Origin of the sequence: Pseudomonas sp. B21-040, from assembly GCF_024748695.1 — a bacterium.
In the GTDB taxonomy this organism is placed as follows: domain Bacteria; phylum Pseudomonadota; class Gammaproteobacteria; order Pseudomonadales; family Pseudomonadaceae; genus Aquipseudomonas.
On record NZ_CP087176.1, the window covers coordinates 1102439 to 1128122 of the forward strand.

Annotated in this window: 24 protein-coding genes; 18 read left to right on the forward strand and 6 right to left on the reverse strand. The window is 59.5% G+C overall.

All coding sequences use genetic code 11. The features are described 5' to 3' along the window. Positions 1 to 116 precede the first annotated feature (116 nt). The 8 genes from lptF (at position 117) to pdxJ (ending at position 8543) form a co-directional block, all read left to right on the forward strand. Entirely contained in the window at positions 117 to 1235 is a 1119-nt protein-coding gene (gene lptF / locus LOY55_RS04905; protein WP_109786051.1) for an LPS export ABC transporter permease LptF, read from the forward strand. Then, positions 1228 to 2289: an LPS export ABC transporter permease LptG gene (gene lptG / locus LOY55_RS04910; protein ID WP_109786050.1), complete on the forward strand. Its 1062-nt coding sequence runs from the start codon at positions 1228 to 1230 to the stop codon at positions 2287 to 2289. The genes lptF and lptG overlap by 8 nt, the downstream gene beginning before the upstream one ends. A 172-nt stretch (positions 2290 to 2461) precedes the next feature. Further along, the gene (lepA, locus tag LOY55_RS04915; RefSeq protein ID WP_046028997.1) at positions 2462 to 4261 is read left to right on the forward strand and encodes a translation elongation factor 4; all 1800 of its coding nucleotides are present in this window, start codon (positions 2462 to 2464) and stop codon (positions 4259 to 4261) included. A 5-nt stretch (positions 4262 to 4266) separates the two neighbouring features. Beyond that, the gene (gene lepB, locus LOY55_RS04920; protein WP_109786049.1) at positions 4267 to 5121 is read left to right on the forward strand and encodes a signal peptidase I; all 855 of its coding nucleotides are present in this window, start codon (positions 4267 to 4269) and stop codon (positions 5119 to 5121) included. Positions 5122 to 5306: 185 nt separating this feature from the next. Continuing rightward, complete coding sequence (gene rnc / locus LOY55_RS04925; RefSeq protein WP_017340629.1) at positions 5307 to 5996, forward strand: ribonuclease III; 690 nt, start codon at positions 5307 to 5309, stop codon at positions 5994 to 5996. Beyond that, complete coding sequence (gene era, locus LOY55_RS04930; RefSeq protein ID WP_046028999.1) at positions 5989 to 6891, forward strand: GTPase Era; 903 nt, start codon at positions 5989 to 5991, stop codon at positions 6889 to 6891. Before rnc ends, era begins: the two co-directional genes overlap by 8 nt. 173 nt (positions 6892 to 7064) lie before the next feature. Beyond that, positions 7065 to 7751 (forward strand): DNA repair protein RecO, encoded by a 687-nt coding sequence (gene recO / locus LOY55_RS04935; RefSeq protein WP_223523789.1) that lies wholly within the window; start codon positions 7065 to 7067, stop codon positions 7749 to 7751. A gap of 48 nt (positions 7752 to 7799) precedes the next feature. After that, on the forward strand, positions 7800 to 8543 hold the full coding sequence (gene pdxJ, locus LOY55_RS04940) for a pyridoxine 5'-phosphate synthase (RefSeq protein ID WP_109786046.1): 744 nt from the start codon (positions 7800 to 7802) through the stop codon (positions 8541 to 8543). A gap of 125 nt (positions 8544 to 8668) precedes the next feature. Here the strand turns inward: pdxJ and mltF are convergent, their stop codons facing one another. Beyond that, a complete protein-coding gene (gene mltF, locus LOY55_RS04945) occupies positions 8669 to 10129 on the reverse strand; it encodes a membrane-bound lytic murein transglycosylase MltF (RefSeq protein WP_223523792.1) in 1461 nt (486 codons plus the stop codon). Between the two features lie 274 nt (positions 10130 to 10403). Here mltF and purL point away from each other — a divergent pair, with 274 nt between their 5' ends. Together purL and LOY55_RS04955 are read left to right on the forward strand one after the other, a co-directional pair. Then, entirely contained in the window at positions 10404 to 14300 is a 3897-nt protein-coding gene (purL, locus tag LOY55_RS04950) for a phosphoribosylformylglycinamidine synthase (protein ID WP_109786044.1), read from the forward strand. 20 nt (positions 14301 to 14320) lie between these two features. Then, positions 14321 to 14632 carry a YqfO family protein gene (locus LOY55_RS04955; protein ID WP_046029005.1) on the forward strand — a complete coding sequence of 104 codons (312 nt, stop codon included), beginning with the start codon at positions 14321 to 14323 and terminating at the stop codon, positions 14630 to 14632. Between the two features lie 100 nt (positions 14633 to 14732). Here LOY55_RS04955 and LOY55_RS04960 read toward each other — a convergent pair whose 3' ends face one another. Together LOY55_RS04960 and LOY55_RS04965 are read right to left on the reverse strand one after the other, a co-directional pair. Continuing rightward, on the reverse strand, positions 14733 to 15236 hold the full coding sequence (locus LOY55_RS04960; protein ID WP_046029007.1) for a murein L,D-transpeptidase family protein: 504 nt from the start codon (positions 15234 to 15236) through the stop codon (positions 14733 to 14735). Between the two features lie 50 nt (positions 15237 to 15286). Continuing rightward, positions 15287 to 15838: an NUDIX hydrolase gene (locus LOY55_RS04965; protein WP_109786043.1), complete on the reverse strand. Its 552-nt coding sequence runs from the start codon at positions 15836 to 15838 to the stop codon at positions 15287 to 15289. Between the two features lie 146 nt (positions 15839 to 15984). Here LOY55_RS04965 and LOY55_RS04970 point away from each other — a divergent pair, with 146 nt between their 5' ends. The 5 genes from LOY55_RS04970 (at position 15985) to purT (ending at position 19333) form a co-directional block, all read left to right on the forward strand. Beyond that, a complete protein-coding gene (locus LOY55_RS04970; protein WP_007944856.1) occupies positions 15985 to 16584 on the forward strand; it encodes a CoA pyrophosphatase in 600 nt (199 codons plus the stop codon). A 64-nt stretch (positions 16585 to 16648) separates the two neighbouring features. Beyond that, a complete protein-coding gene (locus LOY55_RS04975) occupies positions 16649 to 17173 on the forward strand; it encodes a gamma carbonic anhydrase family protein (RefSeq protein WP_034154816.1) in 525 nt (174 codons plus the stop codon). Continuing rightward, positions 17170 to 17385 (forward strand): DUF1289 domain-containing protein, encoded by a 216-nt coding sequence (locus LOY55_RS04980; RefSeq protein ID WP_077430820.1) that lies wholly within the window; start codon positions 17170 to 17172, stop codon positions 17383 to 17385. Before LOY55_RS04975 ends, LOY55_RS04980 begins: the two co-directional genes overlap by 4 nt. 204 nt (positions 17386 to 17589) lie before the next feature. Further along, positions 17590 to 18057, forward strand: a complete 468-nt coding sequence (locus tag LOY55_RS04985) for a VUT family protein (protein ID WP_008151608.1) — start codon at positions 17590 to 17592, stop codon at positions 18055 to 18057. A 94-nt stretch (positions 18058 to 18151) separates the two neighbouring features. Continuing rightward, positions 18152 to 19333, forward strand: a complete 1182-nt coding sequence (purT, locus tag LOY55_RS04990) for a formate-dependent phosphoribosylglycinamide formyltransferase (protein WP_109786042.1) — start codon at positions 18152 to 18154, stop codon at positions 19331 to 19333. Positions 19334 to 19380: 47 nt separating this feature from the next. Here purT and LOY55_RS04995 read toward each other — a convergent pair whose 3' ends face one another. The 3 genes from LOY55_RS04995 to LOY55_RS05005 form a co-directional block, all read right to left on the reverse strand. Next, entirely contained in the window at positions 19381 to 20697 is a 1317-nt protein-coding gene (locus LOY55_RS04995) for an MFS transporter (RefSeq protein ID WP_223523795.1), read from the reverse strand. Positions 20698 to 21006: 309 nt separating this feature from the next. Then, positions 21007 to 22242, reverse strand: coding sequence for a transporter associated domain-containing protein (locus tag LOY55_RS05000; protein ID WP_223523798.1), 1236 nt, complete (start codon positions 22240 to 22242; stop codon positions 21007 to 21009). 12 nt (positions 22243 to 22254) lie between these two features. Next, positions 22255 to 23067 (reverse strand): inner membrane protein YpjD, encoded by an 813-nt coding sequence (locus LOY55_RS05005; protein WP_046029026.1) that lies wholly within the window; start codon positions 23065 to 23067, stop codon positions 22255 to 22257. A 195-nt stretch (positions 23068 to 23262) separates the two neighbouring features. Between LOY55_RS05005 and ffh the strand changes: the two genes are divergently transcribed. The 3 genes from ffh to rimM all read left to right on the forward strand — a co-directional run bounded on the left by ffh (position 23263) and on the right by rimM (position 25683). Further along, entirely contained in the window at positions 23263 to 24639 is a 1377-nt protein-coding gene (gene ffh, locus LOY55_RS05010) for a signal recognition particle protein (protein ID WP_034149000.1), read from the forward strand. A gap of 250 nt (positions 24640 to 24889) precedes the next feature. Then, positions 24890 to 25141 (forward strand): 30S ribosomal protein S16, encoded by a 252-nt coding sequence (gene rpsP / locus LOY55_RS05015; protein ID WP_003198088.1) that lies wholly within the window; start codon positions 24890 to 24892, stop codon positions 25139 to 25141. 5 nt (positions 25142 to 25146) lie between these two features. Then, a complete protein-coding gene (rimM, locus tag LOY55_RS05020) occupies positions 25147 to 25683 on the forward strand; it encodes a ribosome maturation factor RimM (protein ID WP_109786040.1) in 537 nt (178 codons plus the stop codon). Position 25684: the final 1 nt, after the last annotated feature.

Sequence of the window (25684 nt, forward strand, 5' to 3'; positions counted from 1 at the left end):
CAGGCGCACTCAATCACAGGATAATGCGCCATCTTTTTCGGCGGCCCTGTCCTGTGGGGCGCCTGATACGTTTGCTTGTTTGGCCGCCTTAGCCTGACAACCCTGGAGTGTCTGGTTTGATTGTCTTCCGTTATCTATCCCGCGAAGTCCTGTTGACCTTGAGCGCCGTCAGCGCCGTGCTGCTGGTCATCATCATGAGCGGTCGCTTTATCAAATACCTTGCCCAGGCGGCCGCTGGCCTGCTGGATCCCGGCTCCCTGTTCCTGATCATGGGGTTCCGTCTGCCAGGCTTCCTGCAGTTGATCCTGCCTCTGGGCCTGTTTCTCGGGATCCTGCTGTCGTACGGTCGCCTGTACCTTGAAAGCGAAATGACGGTGTTGTCGGCAACCGGTATGAGTCAGCAGCGTCTGCTCGCCATGACGCTGTTTCCGGCCACGCTGGTTGCGCTGGTGGTGGCGTGGTTGAGCCTGGGCCTGGCGCCACAAGGTGCCAATCAGTTCCAGTTGTTGCTGAACAAGCAGGACGCCCTGACCGAGTTCGACACCCTCGAGCCGGGTCGCTTCCAGGCCCTGCGTGACGGAACTCGCGTGACCTACACCGAAACGCTGACGGATGACCGCGTCAAACTGGGCGGCGTGTTTATTTCGCAAAAAAACACCAGCTCTGACCAGAAGGATCGCGGGATTTCCGTGCTGGTGGCCGAAAGGGGCCGTCAGGAAATCCGCCCGGACGGCAACCGCTACCTGATTCTCGACAACGGTTATCGCTACGACGGTAATCCGGGGCAGGCCGACTATCGTGCGATCAAATACGACGAGTACGGCGTGTTGCTGCCAAAACCGGACGTCAGCGACGAAGTGACCGACCGTGATGCAATGTCTACCCGTTCATTGATCGGCAGCGACGACACTCGCTTGCGCGCTGAACTGCAATGGCGGCTGTCCCTGCCGTTGCTGGTTTTCATCGTGACCCTGATGGCGGTGCCGTTGGCGCGAGTCAATCCGCGCCAGGGTCGCTTCCTCAAGTTGCTGCCGGCGATTCTTCTTTATATGGCTTACCTGACCATCCTGATTGCCGCTCGCGGTGCTCTTGATAAGGGCAAGATTCCGCCTGCCCTGGGGTTGTGGTGGGTTCACGGGTTGTTCCTGATCATTGGTCTCGGATTGCTGTACTGGGAGCCGTTGCGCTTGAAAATGGCGAGTCGCCGCAGCGCGTTGGAGGTGGCTCGTGGTTAAGCTCGATCGCTACATCGGTAGCAGCGTGTTTGTGGCCATTCTGGCCGTGCTTGGGATCATTCTTGGCCTGGCGACGCTCTTCGCCTTCATCGATGAGATGGGGGAAATCAGCGATACCTACACCTTGCTTGATGCGGCCAGCTACGTCTTTCTAACGGCGCCGCGCCGTCTTTACGACATGTTGCCAATGGCCGCGCTGATCGGATGTCTGATTGGTCTGGGCAGCCTGGCCAGCAACAGTGAACTGACCATCATGCGCGCCGCAGGCGTATCGATCGGCCGTATCGTCTGGGCGGTCATGAGGCCGATGCTGATCCTGATGGCAGTCGGTGTACTGATCGGCGAATACGTCGCGCCGGCCACCGAAGTGACGGCTCAGGCCAATCGCTCGCTGGCTCAAGGCAGCGGCGATGCGCAAAGCGCCAAGCACGGCTTGTGGCATCGCCAGGGTGAGGAGTTCATTCACGTCAACTCCGTGCAGCCCAACGGCCTGCTGTATGGCGTGACGCGGTATCGCTTTGATAACGAGCGGCGCATGCTGTCATCCAGCTTCGCCAAGCGTGCCGAGTTCGACAAGGATCACTGGCAGCTATCCGACATCACGACCACGGTGTTCCATGAAAAGAGCACCGAAGTGGTGACGACGCCGGTCGAGCGCTGGGAAATCGCCCTGAGCCCGCAATTGTTGGATACCGTGGTCATGGCACCAGAGTCGCTGTCGATCTCCGGCCTGTGGGGTTACATCCACTACCTGGCAGACCAGGGGTTGAGCAACGGCCGTTACTGGCTGGCGTTTTGGGTCAAGGTATTGCAGCCGTTGGTCACCGCCGCGCTCGTCCTGATGGCGATCTCATTCATCTTCGGTCCTTTGCGCTCGGTGACCCTCGGTCAGCGAGTATTCACCGGCGTACTGGTGGGGTTCACCTTCCGTATCGTCCAGGATTTGCTGGGGCCTTCGAGCCTGGTGTTCGGTTTCTCGCCGCTGTTTGCGGTGCTGATCCCGGCCGGTGTCTGTGCCCTGGCCGGTGTCTGGCTGTTGCGCCGAGCCGGTTGATTACGGGCTTCTCCTGTCGTTGCCTGCCATGAAGAAACGCCCCTGTCGCAAGACCGGGGCGTTTTTGTACCCGCCGTCTGACCTGTGAACGTGACGCTTGCACCGCGGATCAGGTACAATTCCCGGCTATTTTTCGGCGGGCTATGCCTGCAGCCTTTTTGAGTGTTGATCCGTGAGTGATTTGAGTCATATCCGCAATTTCTCCATCATCGCCCACATTGACCATGGCAAGTCGACGCTGGCCGACCGCTTCATTCAAATGTGCGGTGGCCTTGCCGAGCGCGAAATGGAGGCCCAGGTGCTGGACTCCATGGACCTGGAACGTGAACGCGGGATCACCATCAAGGCCCATAGCGTCACCCTTTATTACACCGCACGCGATGGCATCAAGTATCAGCTGAACTTCATTGACACCCCCGGCCACGTTGACTTCACCTACGAAGTCAGCCGGTCGCTGGCGGCCTGTGAAGGTGCATTGCTGGTGGTCGATGCCGGTCAGGGCGTTGAAGCGCAGTCGGTTGCCAACTGCTACACGGCGATCGAGCAGGGCCTGGAAGTCATGCCAGTCCTGAACAAGATCGACCTGCCGCAGGCCGATCCGGATCGCGTTAAAGAAGAAATCGAAAAAATCATTGGCATCGACGCTACCGATGCGGTCGAGTGCTCGGCCAAGACCGGTCTGGGCGTCGACGAAGTGCTCGAGCGTCTGGTCGCCACCATTCCTGCACCGACTGGCAACTACGAAGATCCGCTGCAAGCGTTGATCATCGATTCCTGGTTCGACAACTACCTGGGCGTTGTTTCCCTGGTACGCGTGCGCCACGGGCGTGTGAAGAAGGGCGACAAGATCCTGGTCAAATCCACCGGCAAGATCCACCTGGTGGACAGCGTCGGTGTATTCAACCCGAAACACACCCCTACCGTTGACCTGAAGGCCGGTGAAGTGGGCTTCATCATCGCCAGCATCAAGGACATTCACGGCGCGCCAGTGGGCGACACCCTGACCTTGAGCTCGACGCCGGACGTTGATGTACTGCCAGGCTTCAAACGTATCCAGCCGCAGGTTTACGCCGGTCTGTTCCCGGTCAGCTCCGACGACTTCGAAGATTTCCGTGAAGCCCTGCAAAAGCTCACGCTCAACGACTCATCGCTGCAGTACACCCCGGAAAGTTCTGATGCCCTGGGCTTCGGTTTCCGTTGCGGGTTCCTCGGCATGCTGCACATGGAAATCATCCAGGAGCGCCTGGAGCGCGAGTACAACCTGGACCTGATCACCACGGCGCCGACGGTAATCTTCGAGCTGCTGCTCAAGACCGGCGAGACGATCTACGTCGATAACCCGTCGAAACTCCCGGACCTGTCCTCGATTGAAGACATGCGCGAACCGATCGTGCGGGCCAATATTCTTGTGCCGCAAGAGCACCTGGGCAACGTCATTACCCTGTGCATCGAGAAACGCGGCGTACAGGTCGACATGCTGTTCCTCGGCTCCCAGGTACAAGTGACCTACGACCTGCCGATGAACGAAGTGGTGCTGGACTTCTTCGACCGTCTGAAGTCCACCAGTCGCGGCTATGCTTCGCTGGACTACCATTTCGATCGTTATCAATCGGCCAGCCTGGTGAAACTGGATGTGCTGATCAACGGTGACAAGGTCGACGCCCTGGCGCTGATCGTGCACCGTGACAACTCGCACTACAAAGGTCGCCAGTTGACCGAGAAGATGAAGGAACTGATTCCTCGGCAGATGTTCGACGTGGCAATCCAGGCCGCCATTGGCGGGCAGATTGTGGCGCGGACAACCGTCAAGGCGCTGAGAAAGAACGTATTGGCCAAATGCTACGGTGGTGACGTCAGCCGTAAGAAAAAGCTGCTGGAAAAGCAAAAGGCCGGTAAAAAACGCATGAAGCAAGTCGGCAACGTGGAAATTCCACAAGAAGCCTTCCTTGCAGTGCTCAGGTTGGATAGTTAGGTCCTATGTCACTAAATTTCCCGCTGTTGCTGGTCATCGCCGTGTTCGTCTGCGGCTTGTTGGCGTTGCTCGATATGGTTTTGCTGGCCCCGCGTCGGCGTGCCGCCATTGCCTCCTATCAGGGTAGCGTCAGCCAGCCTGATGTGCAGGTGGTCGAGAAACTGAACAAAGAGCCGATGCTGGTCGAATACGGCAAGTCGTTCTTCCCGGTGTTGTTCATCGTGCTGGTCCTGCGTTCGTTTCTGGTGGAGCCGTTCCAGATTCCTTCCGGCTCGATGAAACCGACCCTGGACGTTGGCGACTTCATTCTGGTGAACAAGTTTTCTTACGGGATCCGCCTGCCGGTGATCGACAAGAAAGTCATCGAAGTCGGTGATCCACAGCGCGGCGATGTGATGGTGTTCCGTTACCCGAGCGATCCGAACGTCAACTACATCAAGCGTGTAGTGGGCCTGCCGGGTGACAAGATTCGCTACACTGCTGACAAGCGTCTGTTCGTCAACGGCGAATCGATTGCCGAACAAATGGTCGGCTCCGAGCCGGGAACGCTGGGTAGCGCTGAGCTCTATAAGGAAAAACTCGGCGTTGCCGAGCACCTGATCCGCAAGGAAATGAGCCGCTATCGCGCAACACCGGACCATTCGTGGACCGTGCCTGCCGGGCACTACTTCATGATGGGTGACAACCGCGACAACTCCAATGACAGTCGCTATTGGGATGACCCAACTATTCCCAAGGATCTGCTGGGCATGGTTCCCGACAAGAATATCGTCGGCAAGGCCTTCGCAGTCTGGATGAGCTGGCCGGAACCTAAACTCAGTCACCTGCCGAATTTTTCGCGGGTTGGCCTGATCAAGTAATCACACACGGCGCTGTTGAACACAGCGCCGAATGCATTTTTGGAACCGATAGATTTCGGGGCCGGAAGCATGAAGCCAATGATATTCAGGACGTTATTTTTGAACACAGCGTTAATTGTCCCAGGCCTGCGTCGACTCTCGGCGATGGCGGTGGAATCCAACCACGAACTCAGCGTGGGTAAACCGTGAGCGTCTCCTTAAGCCGTCTAGAGCGTCAGCTCGGCTACACCTTCAAGGATCAGGAACTGATGGTCCTGGCCCTGACTCACCGCAGCTTTGCCGGGCGCAACAACGAACGCCTGGAATTCCTCGGTGATGCCATCCTCAACTTCGTCGCAGGCGAGGCGCTGTTCGATCGCTTCCCTCTGGCCCGCGAAGGCCAGCTGTCGCGTTTGCGCGCACGCTTGGTGAAAGGTGAGACCCTGGCCGTACTGGCCCGTGGTTTTGATCTGGGTGAATACCTGCGCCTGGGTTCCGGTGAGTTGAAAAGTGGCGGTTTCCGTCGCGAGTCGATTCTGGCCGATGCCCTGGAAGCGCTGATTGGTGCGATCTACCTGGACGCCGGCATGGACGTGGCACGTGAGCGCGTACTGGCCTGGCTGGCCGGGGAGTTCGAGGGCTTGACCCTGGTGGACACCAACAAAGATCCAAAGACCCGCCTGCAGGAATTCCTGCAATCGCGTGGCTGTGAGCTGCCGCGTTACGAAGTGGTGGATATCCAGGGTGAACCGCATTGCCGGACGTTCTTCGTCGAATGCGAAATCACCTTACTGAACGAAAAAAGCCGAGGTCAGGGTGTGAGTCGTCGTATTGCCGAACAGGTAGCGGCCGCCGCAGCACTGATTGCCCTGGGTGTGGAGAATGGCAATGACTGATACAACCGCAACTCGCTGTGGCTATGTTGCCATCGTCGGCCGTCCCAACGTGGGCAAGTCCACGCTGCTGAACCACATCCTGGGTCAGAAGCTGGCGATCACCTCGCGCAAGCCGCAAACCACCCGTCACAACATGCTGGGGATCAAGACCGAAGGTGCCGTGCAGGCGATCTACGTCGATACCCCGGGCATGCACAAGGGCGGCGAAAAGGCGCTGAACCGCTACATGAACAAGACCGCTTCGGCGGCGTTGAAAGACGTCGACGTAGTGATCTTCGTGGTTGACCGCACCAAGTGGACCGACGAAGACCAGATGGTCCTCGAGCGCGTCCAATACGTGACCGGCCCGCTGATCGTGGCGCTGAACAAGACCGACCGTATCGAAGATAAGTCCGAGTTGATGCCGCACCTGACCTGGTTGCAGGAACAGCTGCCGAACGCGCAGATCATGCCGATCTCGGCCCAGCACGGGCACAACCTTGAAACGCTGGAGCGCGTGATCGCCGAGCATCTGCCGGAAAACGATCACTTCTTCCCGGAAGACCAGATCACTGACCGCAGCAGCCGTTTCCTCGCCGCAGAACTGGTGCGCGAGAAGATCATGCGCCAGATGGGTGCCGAGTTGCCGTACCAGATCACCGTCGAAATCGAAGAGTTCAAGCAGCAGGGCAAGACCCTGCACATTCATGCCTTGATCCTCGTTGAGCGTGACGGCCAGAAGAAAATCATCATTGGTGACAAGGGCGAGCGCATCAAGCGCATCGGCACCGAGGCGCGCAAGGACATGGAGCTGTTGTTCGACTCCAAGATCATGCTCAACCTCTGGGTCAAAGTGAAAGGCGGCTGGTCCGATGACGAGCGCGCGTTGCGTTCGTTGGGTTACGGCGACCTGTAAAGTCTCGGTTGCTGAGACACCGTAGAACCTTGTGGGAGCGGGCTTGCCCGCGATGAGGATGTAATGTTCGGCAGAGATGTTGAATGTGAGTCCGCCATCGCGGGCAAGCCCGCTCCCACATTGGTTTTGGTTGTTTGTAAAATTGCGCTCGCTCACAGAGAACCCTGACGTCCATGTCACACCCTCCCATCGGCCAACTCGCCTACGTTCTCCACTCCCGCGCCTACCGCGAAAGCAGTGCGTTGGTGGATTTCCTCACGCCGCAAGGTCGGCTGCGGGCGGTGTTGCGCAGTGCGCGGGGCAAGGCCGGGACGTTGGCGCGGCCATTCGTGCCGCTGGAGGTCGAGTTCCGTGGGAGGGGGGAGTTGAAGAATGTCGGTCGCATGGAAAGCGCCGGTGTATCGACCTGGCTCAATGGCGAGGCGCTGTTCAGTGGCCTCTATCTCAATGAGCTATTGATTCGTCTGCTGCCCGCCGAAGACCCTCATCCCGCTGTGTTCGATCACTATGCTGCGACATTGCTGGCGTTAGCGGAGGGTCGTCCGCTGGAGCCGTTGTTGCGCTCCTTCGAATGGCGCCTGCTGGACGATCTCGGTTACGGCTTTGCACTGACCATTGATATCCATGGCGAGCTCATTGCCCCGGACGGGCTCTACCGTCTGCAGGTGGACGCGGGCCTGGAGCGGGTCTACCTGCTGCAACCCGGTCTGTTCAATGGCACCGAGCTGCTGGCCATGGCCGATGCCGACTGGTCCGCCCCCGGCGCACTGTCAGCGGCCAAGCGTTTGATGCGTCAGGCGCTTGCTGTCCATCTGGGCGGTCGTCCGCTGGTCAGTCGCGAGTTGTTTCGCAAGCCGTAGTCTCCCCGTATGCTGTGCACCGAATTTACCTTCTTCAGGAGCGCTTCCGTGACCACCAGCAATCGCATTCTTCTTGGCGTGAACATCGACCATGTTGCCACCCTGCGTCAGGCTCGGGGTACTCGCTACCCGGACCCGGTCAAGGCAGCGCTGGATGCGGAAGAGGCGGGCGCTGACGGTATCACCGTGCATTTGCGCGAAGACCGTCGGCACATCCAGGAGCGCGACGTTCTGCTGCTCAAGGACGTGCTGCAAACCCGCATGAACTTCGAAATGGGCGTCACCGAAGAAATGATGGTGTTCGCCGAGCGCATCCGTCCGGCGCACATTTGCCTGGTCCCGGAGACTCGTCAGGAACTGACCACCGAAGGTGGCCTCGACGTAGCAGGGCAGGAAGCGCGAATTAAAGCGGCCGTCGATCGCCTGTCCAAGATTGGCTGTGAGGTGTCGCTGTTCATCGACGCTGATGAGCGGCAGATCGAAGCTTCACGCCGCGTCGGTGCCCCCGCCATCGAGCTGCACACCGGTCGTTACGCCGATGCCGAGACGCCGACGGAGGTGGCTGAAGAACTCAAGCGTGTGGCTGACGGTGTCGCGTTTGGCCTGGCTCAGGGTTTGATCGTCAACGCCGGGCACGGTCTGCACTACCACAACGTAGAAGCGGTGGCAGCGATCAAAGGTATCAATGAACTGAACATCGGCCACGCGCTGGTGGCGCATGCGTTGTTCGTCGGCTTCAAGTCGGCGGTGTCGGAGATGAAAGCGTTGATCCTGGCCGCCGCAAAAGCTTAAAGAGCAAACACAAAACCCTGTGGGAGCGGGCTTGCCCGCGATGGCGTCGTGTCAGTCAATAGAATCGTTAACTGACACTCTGCTATCGCGGGCAAGCCCGCTCCCACATTGTGTTTTGGTGATAGTTAAAGCGGCGCAGGCTCTTGAGCAGGCTTGGTCTTGTCGATCCCAGGTACAAGCAGTTTGCCCTCAGCCACTTGGTCACCTTCAAGCTGAGGCTGCGTGACCCACGTCAGGATGTCGTAGTAACGACGGATGTTCGCCACGAAATGCACCGGCTCGCCGCCACGGGCGTAGCCGTAACGGGTTTTGCTGTACCACTTCTTCTCTGACAGGCGCGGCAGGATTTTCTTCACGTCCAGCCACTTGTCCGGGTTCAGCCCTTCCTTCGCCGCCAGTTTGCGCGCGTCATCCAGGTGACCGCTGCCAACGTTATAGGCCGCGAGGGCAAACCATGTGCGGTCCGGTTCCTGAATCGACTCGTCCAGTTGATCCTTCATGTAGGCCAGGTACTTGGCGCCGCCCATAATGCTTTGCTTGGGGTCCAGGCGGTTGGACACGCCCATGGCTTGCGCGGTGTTCTGGGTCAGCATCATCAGGCCGCGCACGCCGGTCTTGGACGTGACTGCCGGTTGCCACAACGATTCCTGATAGCCGATCGCCGCCAGCAGGCGCCAGTCGACTTTTTCTTTTTTGGCGTATGCCTTGAAGTGCTGCTCGTACTTGGGCAACCGCTGTTGCAGGTGTTGGGCGAACGTAGTGGCGCCCATGTAGCCGAGTACATCGACATGCCCGTAGTAGCGGTCTTTCAGGCGTTGCAGGGTGCCGTTTTTCTGCACCTTGTCGAGGTAGGCGTTGATCTCGTTGAGCAGGCTGTTGTCTTCGCCGGCGGCCACCGCCCAGCTCTGGTTGCTGGCGTCGCCGAGGTCGAAGGCGACGCGAATGTTGGTGAAGTACACCTGGTTCATCGCCACTTCATTGGAGTCGACCAGCGTCAGGTCGATTTGACCTTCATCGACCATGCGCAACAGGTCGACCACTTCAACCGCGTCGGACTCTTCGTATTCTATGCCGGGATATTTCTGTTTAAGCGCAGCCAACTGCTCGGCGTGGGTGCTGCCCTTGAGCACCATGATCTTCTTGCCGACCAGATCACCCGCATCGGTTGGCCGTGACTGACCGTTGCGGTAAATGACCTGTGGGGTGACTTCCAGGTAAGAGTGGGAAAACCTGACCTGCTTTTGGCGTGCCTCGCTGCTGACCAGGCCGGCAGCCGCCAACACCGGGCCGTTAGGCGTGCCCACCTGATTGAACAGGTCGTCGAGGTTGTCGGCGGTCTCGATCTTGAGCTCCACCCCCAGATCGTCGGCGAAGCGCTTCACCAGCTCGTATTCGAAGCCGGTTTCACCGTTGCGATCCTGGAAGTAGGTGGCGGGACTGTTTCGGGTAACCACCCGCAGCACGCCATCCTCCTTTACGCGCTCCAGCGTGTTGGGTTTATCAACACATCCACTGAGCACCAGGAAGAGTCCGGTTGCGATCAGCCATTTGGCGTACCGCGGACGCAAAGCCATTGGGGAAAACATCTGCGCAGTATACGCAAAGGACCACGGCCGCCATATCTCGACAGCGAAGGGCTTGTCTGCTAGGCAATTGAAAACGGCTCCGGAGCCCGCAGGAATGGGTCCGCAGCGCATTTTGTGACAGAAAAAATAACCCTTTTTAAGCGCCATTTGCAGACCCGGATCTACGGTCCGACACCCGGGTGCAGCCACCCGTACCGTTTCGGGTGATGTCGCGGGCGGTTTAGGCTAGAATGCACGGCCTCAAAGCACACCCCTTCCCGAGGCTGTCCCGAAGATGTTGATCCTGCGCGGCGCTCCTGCCCTTTCTGCCTTTCGCCACAGCAAACTCCTTGAGCAACTGAGCCAGAAGGTCCCGGCTGTCAGCGGCTTGTATGCTGAATTCGCTCACTTCGCCGAAGTTACCGGCGTCCTGACCGGCGACGAACAGCAGGTGCTCGCGCGCCTTCTGAAGTACGGCCCAAGTGTTCCGGTACAAGAGCCGACCGGTCGTCTGTTCCTGGTGTTGCCGCGTTTCGGCACCATCTCGCCATGGTCCAGTAAAGCGAGCGACATCGCCCGCAACTGTGGCCTGGGCAAGATCCAGCGTCTGGAGCGCGGTATCGCGTTCTACGTCGCCGGCCAGTTCAGCGACGCCCAGGCCCAACTGATCAGTGATGCCCTGCACGACCGCATGACGCAAATCGTTCTGGCCAACCTTGAACAAGCCGCCGGCCTGTTCAGCCACGCCGAACCGAAACCGCTGACCGCGATCGACGTGCTGGGTGGCGGCCGTGCCGCGCTGGAAAAAGCCAACACCGAGCTGGGCCTGGCCCTGGCCGAAGACGAAATCGACTACCTGGTCAATGCCTTCGTCGGCTTGAAGCGCAACCCGCATGACATCGAATTGATGATGTTCGCCCAGGCGAACTCCGAGCACTGCCGTCACAAGATCTTCAACGCCAGTTGGGACATCGACGGTCAAAGCCAGGAAAAAAGCCTGTTCGGCATGATCAAGAACACTTACCAGATGCACAGCGAAGGCGTCCTGTCGGCTTATAAGGACAACGCCTCGGTGATCGTCGGTAACGTCGCCGGCCGTTTCTTCCCGGACCCTGAAACCCGCCAGTACGGCGCGGTGCAGGAACCGGTGCACATCCTGATGAAAGTCGAAACTCACAACCACCCGACTGCGATTGCCCCGTTCCCGGGCGCATCCACCGGCAGTGGCGGCGAGATTCGTGACGAAGGCGCGACCGGCCGTGGTGCCAAGCCAAAGGCTGGCCTGACCGGTTTCACCGTGTCCAACCTGCAAATCCCGGGTTTCGAACAGCCGTGGGAAGTGCCATACGGCAAGCCTGAGCGCATCGTGACCGCGCTGGACATCATGATCGAAGGCCCACTGGGTGGCGCCGCGTTCAACAACGAATTCGGTCGTCCGGCCCTCACCGGTTACTTCCGTACCTTCGAACAATCGATCACCACCCCGCGTGGCGACGAAGTTCGCGGTTACCACAAGCCGATCATGCTGGCTGGCGGCATGGGTAACATCCGTGCCGAACACGTGCAGAAAGGCGAAATCATCGTTGGCTCCAAGCTGATCGTGCTGGGTGGCCCGGCAATGCTGATCGGCCTGGGCGGCGGCGCCGCTTCCTCCATGGCCACTGGCACCAGCTCGGCTGACCTGGACTTCGCTTCCGTACAGCGCGAAAACCCTGAGATGGAGCGCCGTTGCCAGGAAGTGATCGACCGTTGCTGGCAGTTGGGTGACAAGAACCCGATCAGCTTCATCCACGACGTGGGCGCAGGCGGTCTGTCCAACGCCTTCCCGGAACTGGTCAACGACGGCGACCGTGGTGGCCGTTTCGAATTGCGCAACATTCCAAACGACGAGCCGGGCATGGCCCCGCACGAAATCTGGAGTAACGAATCCCAGGAGCGCTACGTTCTGGCAGTCGGCCCGGCTGACTTCGAGCGTTTCAAAGCGATCTGCGAACGCGAGCGTTGCCCGTTCGCCGTCGTCGGCGAAGCCACTGCCGAACCGCAACTGACTGTCACGGATAGCCACTTCGGCAACAGCCCGGTGGACATGCCACTGGAAGTGTTGCTGGGCAAAGCGCCGCGCATGCACCGTTCGGCTGTTCGCGAAAGTGAACTGGGCGACGACTTCGATCCGTCGACGCTGGCGATTGCCGACTGCGTCGAGCGCGTTCTGCATCACCCGGCCGTGGCGAGCAAAAGCTTCCTGATCACCATCGGCGACCGCACCATCACCGGCCTTGTGGCTCGTGACCAGATGGTTGGCCCGTGGCAGGTCCCGGTGGCTGACGTTGCCGTCACCGCCACCAGCTTCGACGTTTACACCGGTGAAGCCATGGCGATGGGCGAGCGTACTCCGCTGGCATTGCTGAACGCTCCGGCGTCGGGCCGCATGGCCATTGGCGAAACCCTGACCAACATCGCGGCTTCGCGCATCAACAAGATTTCCGACATCAAACTGTCGGCCAACTGGATGTCCGCTGCCGGTCACCCGGGCGAAGACGCGCGTCTGTACGACACCGTGAAAGCGGTCGGCATGGAACTGTGCCCTGAGCTGGGCATCACCATTCCGGTGGGCAAGGACTCCATGTCCATGGCCACACGCTGGAGCGATGAAGGCGTCGACAAGACCGTGACCTCGCCAATGTCCCTGATCGTGACCGGTTTCGCGCCTGTGGCTGACATCCGTCAGACCCTGACGCCGGAACTGCGCATGAACAAGGGCACCACTGACCTGATCCTGATCGATCTGGGCCGTGGCCAGAACCGCATGGGCGCCTCGATCCTGGCTCAGGTTCACGGCAAGCTCGGTTCGCAAGCGCCGGACGTGGACGATGCCGAAGACCTCAAGGCCTTCTTCGCTGTGATCCAAGGCCTCAACGCCGACGGTCACCTGCTGGCGTACCACGACCGATCCGACGGTGGTCTGCTGACCAGCGTGGTGGAAATGGCCTTCGCCGGCCACTGCGGCCTGAGCCTGAACCTCGACGGCCTGGCGGAAACCTCCGCCGACATCGCGGCGATCCTGTTCAACGAAGAACTGGGCGCTGTGATCCAGGTTCGTCAGGACTCGACCCCGGACATCCTTGCGCAGTTCAGCGCGGCTGGCTTGGGCGACTGCGTGTCGGTGATCGGTCAGCCGATGAACAACGGCCAGATCAGCATCACCTTCAACGGCGACACCGTGTTCGAAGGTCAGCGTCGTCTGCTGCAACGTCAGTGGGCCGAAACCAGCTACCAGATCCAGCGTCTGCGTGATAACGCCGACTGCGCCGAGCAAGAGTTCGACGTGCTGCTGGAAGAAGAAAACCCGGGCCTGAGCGTCAAGCTCAGCTTCGACGTCAACCAGGACGTCGCCGCGCCTTACATCAAGAAAGGCATCCGCCCACAGGTTGCCGTGCTGCGTGAGCAGGGCGTCAACGGTCAGGTGGAAATGGCGGCCGCGTTCGACCGCGCAGGTTTCAACGCGATCGACGTGCACATGAGCGACATTCTGGCCGGCCGTGTCGACCTGAACGAGTTCAAAGGTCTGGTGGCGTGCGGTGGTTTCTCCTACGGCGACGTACTCGGCGCCGGCGAAGGCTGGGCCAAGTCCGCACTGTTCAACAGCCGCGCTCGCGATGCGTTCCAGGGCTTCTTCGAACGTAACGACAGCTTCACCCTCGGCGTGTGCAACGGTTGCCAGATGATGTCCAACCTGCACGAACTGATCCCGGGCAGCGAGTTCTGGCCGCACTTCGTGCGTAACCGCTCCGAGCAGTTCGAAGCACGCGTGGCCATGGTTCAGGTCCAGGAGTCGAACTCGATCTTCCTGCAAGGCATGGCCGGTTCGCGCATGCCGATCGCCATCGCTCACGGCGAAGGCCATGCCGAGTTCGCCAGCGAAGAAGCACTGCTGGAAGCCGATCTGTCGGGTTGCGTGGCGATGCGTTTCGTCGACAACCACGGCAAGGTCACCGAAAAATACCCGGCCAACCCGAACGGCTCGCCGCGCGGGATCACCGGTTTGACCAGCCGCGACGGTCGCGTAACGATCATGATGCCGCACCCGGAACGTGTGTTCCGCGCCGTGCAGAACTCGTGGCGTTCGGAAGACTGGAACGAAGATGCACCTTGGATGCGTATGTTCCGTAACGCTCGGGTCTGGGTAAACTAAAAGCGGGTTAACTGACAGCTGTGTACAAGCTCAGCTTTTTTGTTCCAGCCAGTCACGTCGAAGACGTGAAGAGTGCCGTATTCGCCGCCGGTGGCGGACGGATCGGCGCTTACGACCATTGCGCCTGGCAAGTGCTCGGCCTCGGCCAGTTTCGGCCGTTGGATGGTAGTCAGCCGTTCATTGGCGAAGCGGGGCAGGTCGAGCAGGTTGAGGAATGGAAGGTTGAGCTGGTGGTCAGCGATGAGTTGATTCGGGCGGTGGTGTTGGCGCTGAAAGAGAGCCATCCCTACGAGACGCCGGCTTATGAGGTGTGGCGGTTAGAGGATTTCTGATCCTTCAAGCGCTTAAACGAAAAACCCGCTGAAAGCGATTTCAGCGGGTTTTTTATTGTCTGCGAATTGATGGATGCAGCGCTTCTACTGATAGTCCGGATTACGGGCGGATTTCGATCATCGTGCCGTCCGGCACCAGGTTCCAGACTTCACGCATGTCCATGTTGCGCATGGCAATGCAGCCGTCGGTCCAGTCCAGGGTGTGGAACAGGTCTTCAGGGGTGTCTTCAGTGTCTGGAGTTCCGTGGATCATGATCATGCCACCCGGTGCGACGCCTTCGCGTCGAGCGCGCGCAGAGTCGCTGATGTTCGGGTAGGAGATGTGCATCGCCAGGTTGAAGTTGTCGCTGGTCTTGCGCCAATCCACCCAGTAGAAGCCTTCCGGGGTGCGTTTGTCGCCCTCCATCAGCTTCGGCCCCTTGGGGCGTTTACCCAGGGAAATGCGATAGGTCTTGAGCGGCTGGCCGTCATTGATCAATTGCAATTGGTGGGTGGACTTGATGACCAGAATTTTATCGATGGCTTTGCCGTTCAGGGTTCCCGCGGCAGAAGCCTGGGATACCGTGACGAACGACAAGCAAAACAGGGCAAGCAACCAGCGCATTGAAACGATATCCCTAGGAGGTGTCGGCTATTTTTAGTTATAGGTGTTTTTTAAGTATTGGCAGGCTGAGCGAGCGGCGGGATCGACTCGGAACGCACGGGGTAGACCTCGGTCCGTCGGTCAGCGAAGAAGCATTCTAGGGTACGGCCCACTGTGCGGAAAGCCAGCTCGGACCAAGGGATGTCGGCTTCATCGAAAAGCTGCACCTCCAGGCTCTCCGGACCGGCAGAAAAGTCCAGGTCCGCCAGCTCTGCGCGAAAGAATACATGCACCTGGCTGATGTGGGGTACGTCGATCAGCGTATAGATCTTCAGGTTGCGCACCCGTGCACAGGCTTCTTCGGCTGTTTCGCGAATAGCCGCCTGCTCGATGGTTTCACCGTTTTCCATGAAGCCGGCTGGAAGGGTCCAGTAACCGAGTCGTGGCTCGATGGCACGTCGACACAGCAACACTTTCGAGCCCCAGGTCGCGACACAGCCAGCGACGATATTGGGGTTCTGGTAGTGAATCACCTGACAGCTGTCGCAGACAAATCGCAGGCGCGAATCGCCTTCGGGAATGCGCTGGGTCACCGGGTTGCCGCACTGACTGCAAAATTTCATGCTTGGGTTCCTGAATGCTGCGCCTATCTTGGCGTGCGGCGGTGTCTGTCGGCAAGTTGTCGTTTAGCGACATGCAATGGTTATGGGGTTGGGCGCTCGGTTCGATTGGTGCATGATGCAAAGTAGCGAATAAATCGAGAAGTCTCATGCTGGACGAGCTACTGCATCGAGTTAGTAACCACACCCCTCGCACACTGGAAACCGACAAGCGTTTCCCGGAAGCTGCGGTACTGGTGCCCATCACTCGCAGTGATGAGCCGGAACTGGTTCTGACCCTGCGCGCCAGCGGGCTCTCGACCCATGGTGGCGAAGTGGCCTTTCCCGGTGGTCGTCGCGATCCCGAGGACCCCGACCTGATTTTCACCGCGCTACGTGAGGCCGAAGAAGAAATTGGCTTGCCGCCGGGTCTGGTTGAAGTGATCGGCCCGCTTAGCCCGCTGATCTCCCTGCACGGTATCAAGGTCACACCCTATGTCGGGGTGATTCCGGATTTTGTCGAGTACCGGGCCAACGATGCCGAGATCGCCGCCGTCTTTAGCGTGCCGCTCGAGTTTTTCCGCAAGGACCCGCGCGAACACACCCATCGCATCGATTACCAGGGCCGTAGCTGGTACGTTCCGAGCTATCGGTATGGCGAATACAAAATCTGGGGCCTCACCGCGATTATGATCGTCGAGTTGATCAATCTGCTCTATGACGCGAAAATCAGCCTGCATCAACCGCCCAAGAGTTTTATCAACACCTGAAGCCATCGTTCGTATGGCGTGAACCGTGCTGTGCATAAGCCTGCCTGGCCTTGAGGACAACAAGATGAAGTATCGCCTGGGCGACGCCCGCGTCGAAACCCACCCGCAGAGCTGGGTCGCACCCAATGCCGTACTGGTGGGCAAGGTCAAACTGGAAGAGGGTGCCAATGTCTGGTTCAACGCCGTACTGCGCGGCGACAACGAACTGATCCTGATCGGCAAGAACAGCAACGTCCAGGACGGCACCGTGATGCACACCGACATGGGCTTCCCGCTGACCATCGGCACCGGCGTGACCATCGGCCACAATGCCATGCTTCACGGTTGCACCGTGGGCGACTACAGCTTGATCGGTATCAATGCCGTGATTCTCAACGGCGCGAAAATCGGCAAAAACTGCATCATTGGCGCCAATTCGCTGATCGGCGAAGGCAAGGAAATCCCGGACGGTTCGCTGGTCATGGGCTCGCCGGGCAAAGTGGTGCGTGAGCTGACCGAGCCGCAGAAGAAGATGCTGGAGGCCAGCGCCGCTCACTATGTGCATAACTCGCAACGCTATGCCCGTGATCTGGTCGAGCAGGAAGAATGAGCGCCACTGAACGACCGGTGCTATCGCCCTGCGTGAACATTTGCGCGTTGGACGAGGATGATATTTGCACCGGGTGCCAGCGCACGGTGGAAGAGATTACCCGCTGGAGCCGGATGACCAACGACGAGCGCCGCGCGGTGTTGGGGTTGTGTCATGAACGGGCCAAGTCCAGCGGGCTGGTCTGGATGATCGGTAAAACCCCGGACCTGTAGCAGCTGCCGGAGGCTGCGTCCGGCTGCGTAGCAGTCGTAGATCCTGAACGTGAGGTTTGCCTGAATGACTCAATGGCCTGATTTTACGACTGCTTCGCAACCGGACGCAGGCTGCGCCAGCTGCTACAGGTTCGTGTTCGGGTTTGGTTGTTGGGCAGGGCTGAAGTAATCTGTTCGCCAAATTGACAGGTATCCCCACGCCCCATGCTCTTCCTGATCGCTTACATCAGCAGCGTCGTGCTGATCAACTACGCCTTCTCCACCGCTCCGCACCTGGACATCATCTGGTCGGCCTGGGGTGGTCTGGTGTTCGTGTTGCGCGACATGGTGCAGACCCGTTTCGGTCACGGCGCCATCGCCGCGATGCTGGCGGCGCTGGTCCTGTCCTATGTCACCTCCGATCCGTCCATTGCCTTGGCCAGCGCCACGGCGTTTGCCGTGTCCGAGTGCATCGACTGGCTGGTGTTCAGCATCACCAAGCGCCCGCTGCACGACCGCCTGTGGATAAGTTCGGCGCTGAGCATTCCCCTCGATACCTTCATCTTCTTTGGCATGATCGACGCGTTCACCCCGGCCGTGATCCTCACGGCCATGGGCTCGAAGTTCGCGGGCGTGACCGCCGTGTGGCTGATCATGGCCTGGCGCTTGCGCAAACAGGCCGTCGTCAGCTGAAGCCAAACCCTCAGGTTCATGTAAAATGCCGCGCTTTCTCCCCATGGGAAGCGCGTGGCGCATCCCTCGATGATCCGCTTCTTGAGGACCTGAGATGACCCGTATCGGAACTCCATTGTCGCCAACCGCGACCCGCGTATTGCTGTGTGGCTGTGGTGAGTTGGGCAAGGAAGTGGTGATCGAGCTGCAACGCCTGGGCGTTGAAGTGATTGCCGTGGATCGCTACGCCAATGCACCCGCCATGCAAGTCGCCCATCGCAGCCATGTGATCAACATGCTCGACGGCGCCGCCCTGCGTGCAGTGATCGAAGCCGAGAAGCCGCACTTCATCGTGCCGGAAATCGAAGCCATCGCCACGGCCACCCTGGTCGAACTGGAAGCCGAAGGCTTCACCGTGATCCCGACTGCTCGCGCTGCACAGCTGACCATGAACCGCGAGGGTATCCGTCGCCTGGCCGCCGAAGAGCTGGACCTGCCGACCTCGCCGTACCACTTCGCCGATACCTTCGAGGACTACAGCAAAGCGGTCGAAGACCTCGGTTTCCCTTGTGTAGTCAAACCGGTCATGAGCTCGTCGGGTAAAGGCCAGAGCCTGCTGCGCAGTGCCGATGACGTGAAGACCGCTTGGGATTACGCGCAAGAAGGCGGTCGTGCCGGCAAAGGTCGGGTGATCATCGAAGGGTTCATCGACTTCGACTACGAAATTACCCTGCTGACCGTGCGTCATGTGGGCGGCACCACGTTCTGCGCGCCAGTCGGTCACCGTCAGGAGAAAGGCGACTATCAGGAATCCTGGCAGCCACAAGCCATGAGCCCGGTTGCCCTGGCTGAGTCCGAGCGTGTTGCCAAAGCCGTGACTGAAGCCTTGGGCGGTCGTGGAATTTTCGGCGTCGAGTTGTTCATCAAAGGCGATCAGGTGTGGTTCAGTGAAGTGTCGCCGCGTCCGCATGACACGGGCCTCGTCACCTTGATTTCCCAGGACCTGTCGCAGTTCGCGCTGCACGCACGGGCAATTCTGGGCCTGCCGGTCCCATTGATCCGTCAGTTCGGTCCTTCGGCTTCTGCGGTGATTCTGGTGGAAGGGCAGTCGACCCAGACCGCTTTCGCTAACCTGGGTGCTGCGTTGAGCGAGCCGGACACGGCGTTGCGTTTGTTTGGCAAGCCAGAAGTGAACGGTCAGCGCCGGATGGGCGTGGCGTTGGCGCGTGATGAGTCGATTGATGCGGCTCGCGCCAAGGCGACCCGTGCTTCTCAGGCTGTTGTTGTAGAGCTGTAAACTTCCTCTCTGATCGTTCCCACGCAAAGCGTGGGAACGATCTTCTATCAGGCCACCCGATTCAAATCGTTGTGACGCGTTTCCTTCAGGCACAGCACCGCAATCAAGCTCAGCACCGCCGCCCCCGACACATACCCGCCGACATAACTCAGTCCCCCCATCGCCACCAGTTTCTGTGCGAAGAACGGTGCCGCCGAGGCCCCGACGATCCCGCCCAGGTTGTACGCTGCCGATGCGCCGGTGTAGCGAACGTGAGTCGGAAACAGCTCAGGCAACAGCGCACCCATCGGCGCAAACGTCACGCCCATCAGAAACAGCTCGATGCACAGGAACAATGCCACGCCCCAGGTCGAACCGTGGGTCAGTAGCGGCTCCATCAAGAACCCCGACAGAATCGCCAGCACGCCGCCGATGATCAGCGCTGGCTTGCGTCCATACCGGTCGCTGGCCCACGCCGACAGTGGGGTGGCTGCCGCCATGAACAGCACTGCGAAGCACAGCAAGGCGAGGAAGGTTTCACGGGTATAGCCGAGGGTCGACACGCCATAACTCAGCGAAAACACGGTCGAGATGTAGAACAGCGCGTAGCACACGACCATCGAGCCGGCACCCAACAGCATCGGCGCCCAGTATTGGCTGAGCAACTCGATCAGCGGGATTTTCACCCTTTCCTGGCGGGCCATGGCATTGGCGAACACCGGGGTTTCGTGGAGTTTGAGACGCACATACAGGCCGACCATGACCAGTGCGGCGCTGAGCAGGAACGGAATGCGCCAGCCCCACGAGCGGAATTGCTCGTCGTTCAGGGTCATGGCCAGTGTCAGGAACAGGCCGTTCGCCGCCAGAAAGCCAATCGAAGGGCCAAGCTGCGGAAACATGCCGAACCAGGCGCGTTTGCCCTTGGGGGCATTCTCGGTCGCCAGCAACGCCGCGCCCCCCCATTCGCCGCCCAGTCCCAGGCCTTGGCCGAAGCGCAGCACACAAAGCAGGATCGGCGCCCAGGCACCGATGCTGTCGTAGCCCGGCAACACGCCGATCAACGTGGTGCAGACGCCCATCAACAGCAGCGAGGCAACGAGTGTCGATTTTCGGCCGATACGGTCACCGAAGTGGCCGAACAGCGCTGAGCCCAGTGGTCGTGCAAGAAAGGCGATGCCGAAAGTTAGGAATGCCGACAGCATTTGCGCGGTGCCGGAGGTCTGCGGAAAGAACACCGGACCGATCACCAGTGCGGCCGCCGTGGCATAGACGTAGAAGTCGTAAAACTCGATGGCGGTACCGATGAAACTCGCGGTGGCCACGCGGGTGGCGGAGTTGGTCGGTTGTGCAGGTGTGGTTTGGGTGTAAGTCGTGCTGGTCGTCATGCGGTTATCCCTGACAGTCATGTGCCCCAGTGGAGCGAATTATTATGGTCGAACACCCAGGGATGTGGGCTTAACGCAGAGTGCGGGTAGCACTGGAGTAAGGCGGGGCTTGGGTAAGCGACTCGATTATAGGAAGGCTGCTAACGATCAAACAAGCGCAAATCCTTGTAGCTGCTGCCGAAGGCTGCGTCCGGCTACGCAGCAGTCGTAAACCCTGTACACGCGGACGCCCTGAAACACCGCATTGTCCGGTATTACGACTGCTGCGCAGCCGGACGCAACCTTCGGCAGCTGCTACAGGGGTTGAGGCTAGAGGATTGCTGGCACTGAGCTGGTATGCCAGATCAGCACCCGCGTGACACGGTTATCTTCGGTTTCCAGAATCTCCAGGCGATAGCGTCCGATCTTCAGGCATACGGCGCTGTCCGGAATGGTCTCCAGGGCCTCGGTCACCAACCCGTTAAGGGTTTTTGGACCATCGCTGGGTAAATGCCAGCCCAGGCTCTTGTTCAGTTCGCGAATCGATGCCGCCCCTTCGATCACCAGGCGCCCGTCGGCCTGTGGATGAATGTGCGGATTCTTCAGGCTGTGTTGGCTTTCGAACTCGCCGACGATCTCTTCAAGAATGTCTTCCAGGGTCACGATACCGAGCACTTCGCCGTACTCGTCGACCACCATGCCCAAGCGTCGCTGCTGCTTGTGGAAATTCAGCAGCTGCAGCTGCAGCGGCGTGCTTTCCGGTACGAAATAAGGGTCGTGGCTGGCCGCCATCAGCGCATCCAGGGTCAAGCTTGCATCGCCTAGCAAGTGACGGATGTGCCGGGTGTTGAGGACGGCTTCGACCTGGTTGATATCGCTGTGGAATACCGGCAGGCGCGTGCGCTTGTTATGACGCAACTGCTCGATGATTTCTTCAATCGGGTCGTCGAGGTTGATGCCGTCGACGTCGCTGCGCGGCACCAGAATGTCGTTGACCGTGATGTTGTCCAGCGCGTGGATGCCGGACAGTGGATGCGGGCGGCAGACGCCGTGGTCCTGATCGTCATGGCGATCCGTGGGCATTTCGTCTTCGCTCTGCTGCACCACTTTGACTTTGCGGCCGAACGGTCGCATCAGCAACTGGCTGATGCCATTGAGCATCCAGGCGAGCGGGTAGATGATTTTCAGGGGCGCGCCGAGCAAGGTGTTGCCCAGGTTCAGCACGGCGTCCGGATAGAGAGTGGCGAGGGTGCGTGGCAGGTAGTCAGCGAATATCAGCAGCGCGGCGCCGGCGCCGATGCAGGCAGCCCACGGACCATTGGCCGACCAGGTGAAGATCGCCAGCAAGGTGCTGATGACCATGACCAGCGCGCGGCACAGGGTATTGCAGAAGATCAGGCTGTTGAGTGGAAAGCTCAGCTTCGCCACCGGTTTGTCGCTCGAGCGCGATGCGGTCCGCTGGGCCAGCAAATGCTGGTGTGCCACTTCGATAGCGGTAAACAGCCCCGACCATAAAATCAGCAGGGCCAATACCGCGAGCATCGGCCCTATGGGCAAGTCGTCCATTAATGCCGCTCGTCAGATATGCAGGATGTATTCACGAACCAGCTTGCTGCCGAAATACGCCAGCATCAGCAGGCAGAAACCGGCGAGGGTCCAGCGAATCGCCTTGTGGCCGCGCCAACCGAGGCGGTTACGGCCCCACAGCAGCACGCTGAAGACAACCCAGGCCAGGCACGCCAGCAAGGTTTTATGCACCAGGTGCTGGGCGAACAGGTTGTCGACAAACAACCAGCCGGAGATCAACGACAACGATAGCAGGGTCCAGCCAGCCCACAGGAAGCCGAACAGCAGGCTTTCCATGGTTTGCAGCGGCGGGAAGTTCTTGATCAGCCCTGACGGATGTTTGTGCTTGAGCTGATGGTCCTGAACCAGCAGCAACAACGACTGGAACACCGCAATGGTAAACATGCCGTAAGCGAGGATCGACAAGAGAATATGGGCGAGGATGCCCGGTTCTTCGTCGATGACCTGTACGGTGCCGGCCGGGGCGAGCTGCGCCAGCAACACGGTCGCGGCCCCCAGCGGGAAGAGCAATATAAGCAGGTTTTCCACCGGGATCCGTGAGCAGGCCAGCAGGGTCAGTGCGATGACCGCTGCGGCAATCAGGCTGGCGGCGCTGAAAAAATCCAGGCCCAGGCCGATCGGCGTCAGCAGATGGGTGAACAGGCTGGCGCTGTGAGCCAGGACGGCCAGCACGCCGAGCGTGACCAGCAGGCGCTTGTTCGCCTTGGCGCCGGTGGCCAGACGAGAGCCCTGATAAAGAGTCGCAGCGGCATATAAGCAGGCGGCGGCGAGGGTAGTAAGCAAACTGGGTGACAAGGGGAGCATAAATCCTGTTAGGCAGGCCCGAAAGGCGCTGAGTTTGGCATAGAACCCCCGCGGCACGAAAGTGCGAGGTGTCCGCCAGACGCAGTCTTCGCTATAATCCGCGACCTGCCCACGCCGCAGGCTCGCCGAGCACATGTTTATTCCGGTCTGGGCCGCCATTATCCCGGTCTACACAGGGCCTGAAAGGATCGCGCAATGTTTGAAAACTTAACCGACCGTCTCTCGCAGACGCTGCGCCATGTCACCGGCAAGGCCAAGCTGACCGAAGACAACATCAAAGACACCCTGCGTGAAGTGCGCATGGCGTTGCTCGAAGCTGACGTCGCCTTGCCCGTGGTCAAAGACTTCGTCAACTCGGTCAAGGAACGCGCTGTCGGCACCGAGGTGTCGCGCAGCCTGACGCCGGGCCAGGCCTTTGTGAAGATCGTCCAGGCCGAGCTCGAAAGCCTGATGGGCGCGGCCAACGAAGACCTGAACCTGAGCGCCGTTCCACCCGCCGTGATCCTGATGGCCGGCTTGCAGGGCGCGGGTAAAACCACCACCGCCGGCAAACTTGCGCGCTTCCTCAAGGAGCGCAAGAAGAAGTCGGTCATGGTCGTGTCCGCGGACGTTTACCGTCCGGCGGCGATCAAGCAGCTGGAAATGCTCGCGGGTGAAGTCGGCGTTACCTTCTTCCCGTCCGACCTGAGCCAGAAGCCGGTCGACATCGCGCAAGCGGCTATAAAAGAAGCAAAGCTTAAGTTCATTGATGTGGTCATCGTCGATACCGCCGGTCGCCTGCACATCGACGAAGAGATGATGGGCGAGATCAAGGCGCTGCACGCCGCGATCAACCCGGTTGAAACCCTGTTCGTGGTTGACGCCATGACCGGCCAGGATGCCGCCAACACGGCCAAGGCCTTCGGCGATGCGCTGCCGCTGACCGGTGTGATCCTGACCAAGGTCGACGGCGATGCCCGTGGCGGTGCCGCCCTGTCGGTTCGCGCCATCACCGGCAAGCCGATCAAGTTCATCGGTATGGGCGAGAAGAGCGAAGCGCTCGATCCGTTCCACCCTGAGCGTATTGCTTCACGCATCCTCGGCATGGGCGACGTGCTCAGCCTGATCGAACAGGCCGAAGCGACCCTCGACAAGGACAAGGCCGACAAACTGGCCAAGAAACTGAAGAAGGGCAAGGGCTTCGACCTCGAAGACTTCCGCGATCAGTTGCAACAAATGAAGAACATGGGCGGCCTCGGCGGGCTCATGGACAAGCTGCCGAACATGGGCGGCGTGAATCTGGCGCAGATGGGCAACGCCCAGGGTGCGGCAGAGAAGCAATTCAAGCAGATGGAAGCCATCATCAACTCCATGACCCCGGCCGAGCGCCGCGACCCTGAGATGATCAGTGGTTCGCGCAAACGCCGGATCGCCATGGGTTCCGGCACTCAGGTGCAGGACATCGGTCGCTTGATCAAGCAGCACAAGCAGATGCAGAAGATGATGAAGAAATTCTCCGCGAAAGGCGGAATGGCCAAAATGATGCGCGGCATGGGCGGTATGTTGCCCGGCGGCGGCATGCCGAAGATGTAAAGAATCCGCGCCGGTCATCGCACCGGCGCAGACCCGCAAGGATGCGGGATCTCCAGCAAACCCGCACTTGGCGGGAGCTGACCGGCCGTTTTCAACGACGGCTCTATAGCAAATCTGGATGGCGTCCGATAGGCCGCCGGAAAAAGTCATTTGCAAAAGTCCGGATATTCCTTAGAATATGCGGCCTTTCGGGCACCTATGCCCGCTGTGCCTTTAGATTTGCAGCACCGACTACAGGAACGATGTTCACATGCTAACAATCCGTCTTGCCCTTGGCGGCTCCAAAAAGCGCCCGTTTTACCACTTGACCGTAACCGACAGCCGCAACCCGCGCGACGGTTCGCACAAGGAACAGGTTGGTTTCTTCAACCCTGTTGCTCGTGGTCAAGAAGTCCGTCTGTCCGTGAACCAAGAGCGCGTAGCCTACTGGCTGAGCGTTGGTGCACAACCTTCTGAGCGTGTTGCTCAGTTGTTGAAGGAATCTGCTAAGGCTGCGGCCTGAGCAATATGAACGCGACGCCAGCTGTTGCCGATGATTTGATCGTTATTGGCAAAATTTATTCTGTTCATGGCGTTCGCGGCGAAGTGAAGGTGTACTCCTTTACTGATCCAATTAAAAACCTGCTGGAATACAAAACCTGGACGCTCAAGCGTGACGGTAATGTAAAGCAGGTAGAGCTGGTCAGCGGACGCGGGAATGACAAATTCCTGGTCGCAAAGCTCAAGGATCTCGATGATCGCGAAGAAGCTCGTCTTCTGGCCGGTTATGAGATCTGCGTGCCGCGCAACCTGTTCCCTGAACTGACCGACGGCGAGTACTACTGGTACCAGCTGGAAGGTCTCAAGGTTATCGACACACTCGGACAATTGTTCGGGAAGATCGATCACCTGTTAGAGACTGGCTCGAACGATGTCATGGTGGTCAAGCCTTGCGCTGGCAGCCTGGATGATCGCGAACGTCTGTTGCCCTATACGGAGCAATGCGTGTTGGCTGTCGACCTGGCCGCAGGCGAGATGAAGGTGGATTGGGACGCGGATTTCTAAG

Excerpts from the sequence above, each read along its gene's own strand:
- lepB (WP_109786049.1), top strand. The coding sequence starts at position 4,267 with ATGTCACTAAATTTCCCGCTGTTGCTGGTCATCGCCGTGTTCGTCTGC.
- era (WP_046028999.1), top strand. The coding sequence starts at position 5,989 with ATGACTGATACAACCGCAACTCGCTGTGGCTATGTTGCCATCGTCGGC.
- recO (WP_223523789.1), top strand. The coding sequence starts at position 7,065 with ATGTCACACCCTCCCATCGGCCAACTCGCCTACGTTCTCCACTCCCGC.
- mltF (WP_223523792.1), bottom strand. The coding sequence starts at position 10,129 with ATGTTTTCCCCAATGGCTTTGCGTCCGCGGTACGCCAAATGGCTGATC.
- purL (WP_109786044.1), top strand. The coding sequence starts at position 10,404 with ATGTTGATCCTGCGCGGCGCTCCTGCCCTTTCTGCCTTTCGCCACAGC.
- LOY55_RS04960 (WP_046029007.1), bottom strand. The coding sequence starts at position 15,236 with ATGCGCTGGTTGCTTGCCCTGTTTTGCTTGTCGTTCGTCACGGTATCC.
- LOY55_RS04965 (WP_109786043.1), bottom strand. The coding sequence starts at position 15,838 with ATGAAATTTTGCAGTCAGTGCGGCAACCCGGTGACCCAGCGCATTCCC.
- LOY55_RS04970 (WP_007944856.1), top strand. The coding sequence starts at position 15,985 with ATGCTGGACGAGCTACTGCATCGAGTTAGTAACCACACCCCTCGCACA.
- LOY55_RS04975 (WP_034154816.1), top strand. The coding sequence starts at position 16,649 with ATGAAGTATCGCCTGGGCGACGCCCGCGTCGAAACCCACCCGCAGAGC.
- LOY55_RS04980 (WP_077430820.1), top strand. The coding sequence starts at position 17,170 with ATGAGCGCCACTGAACGACCGGTGCTATCGCCCTGCGTGAACATTTGC.
- LOY55_RS04985 (WP_008151608.1), top strand. The coding sequence starts at position 17,590 with ATGCTCTTCCTGATCGCTTACATCAGCAGCGTCGTGCTGATCAACTAC.
- purT (WP_109786042.1), top strand. The coding sequence starts at position 18,152 with ATGACCCGTATCGGAACTCCATTGTCGCCAACCGCGACCCGCGTATTG.
- LOY55_RS04995 (WP_223523795.1), bottom strand. The coding sequence starts at position 20,697 with ATGACGACCAGCACGACTTACACCCAAACCACACCTGCACAACCGACC.
- LOY55_RS05000 (WP_223523798.1), bottom strand. The coding sequence starts at position 22,242 with ATGGACGACTTGCCCATAGGGCCGATGCTCGCGGTATTGGCCCTGCTG.
- LOY55_RS05005 (WP_046029026.1), bottom strand. The coding sequence starts at position 23,067 with ATGCTCCCCTTGTCACCCAGTTTGCTTACTACCCTCGCCGCCGCCTGC.
- ffh (WP_034149000.1), top strand. The coding sequence starts at position 23,263 with ATGTTTGAAAACTTAACCGACCGTCTCTCGCAGACGCTGCGCCATGTC.
- rpsP (WP_003198088.1), top strand. The coding sequence starts at position 24,890 with ATGCTAACAATCCGTCTTGCCCTTGGCGGCTCCAAAAAGCGCCCGTTT.
- rimM (WP_109786040.1), top strand. The coding sequence starts at position 25,147 with ATGAACGCGACGCCAGCTGTTGCCGATGATTTGATCGTTATTGGCAAA.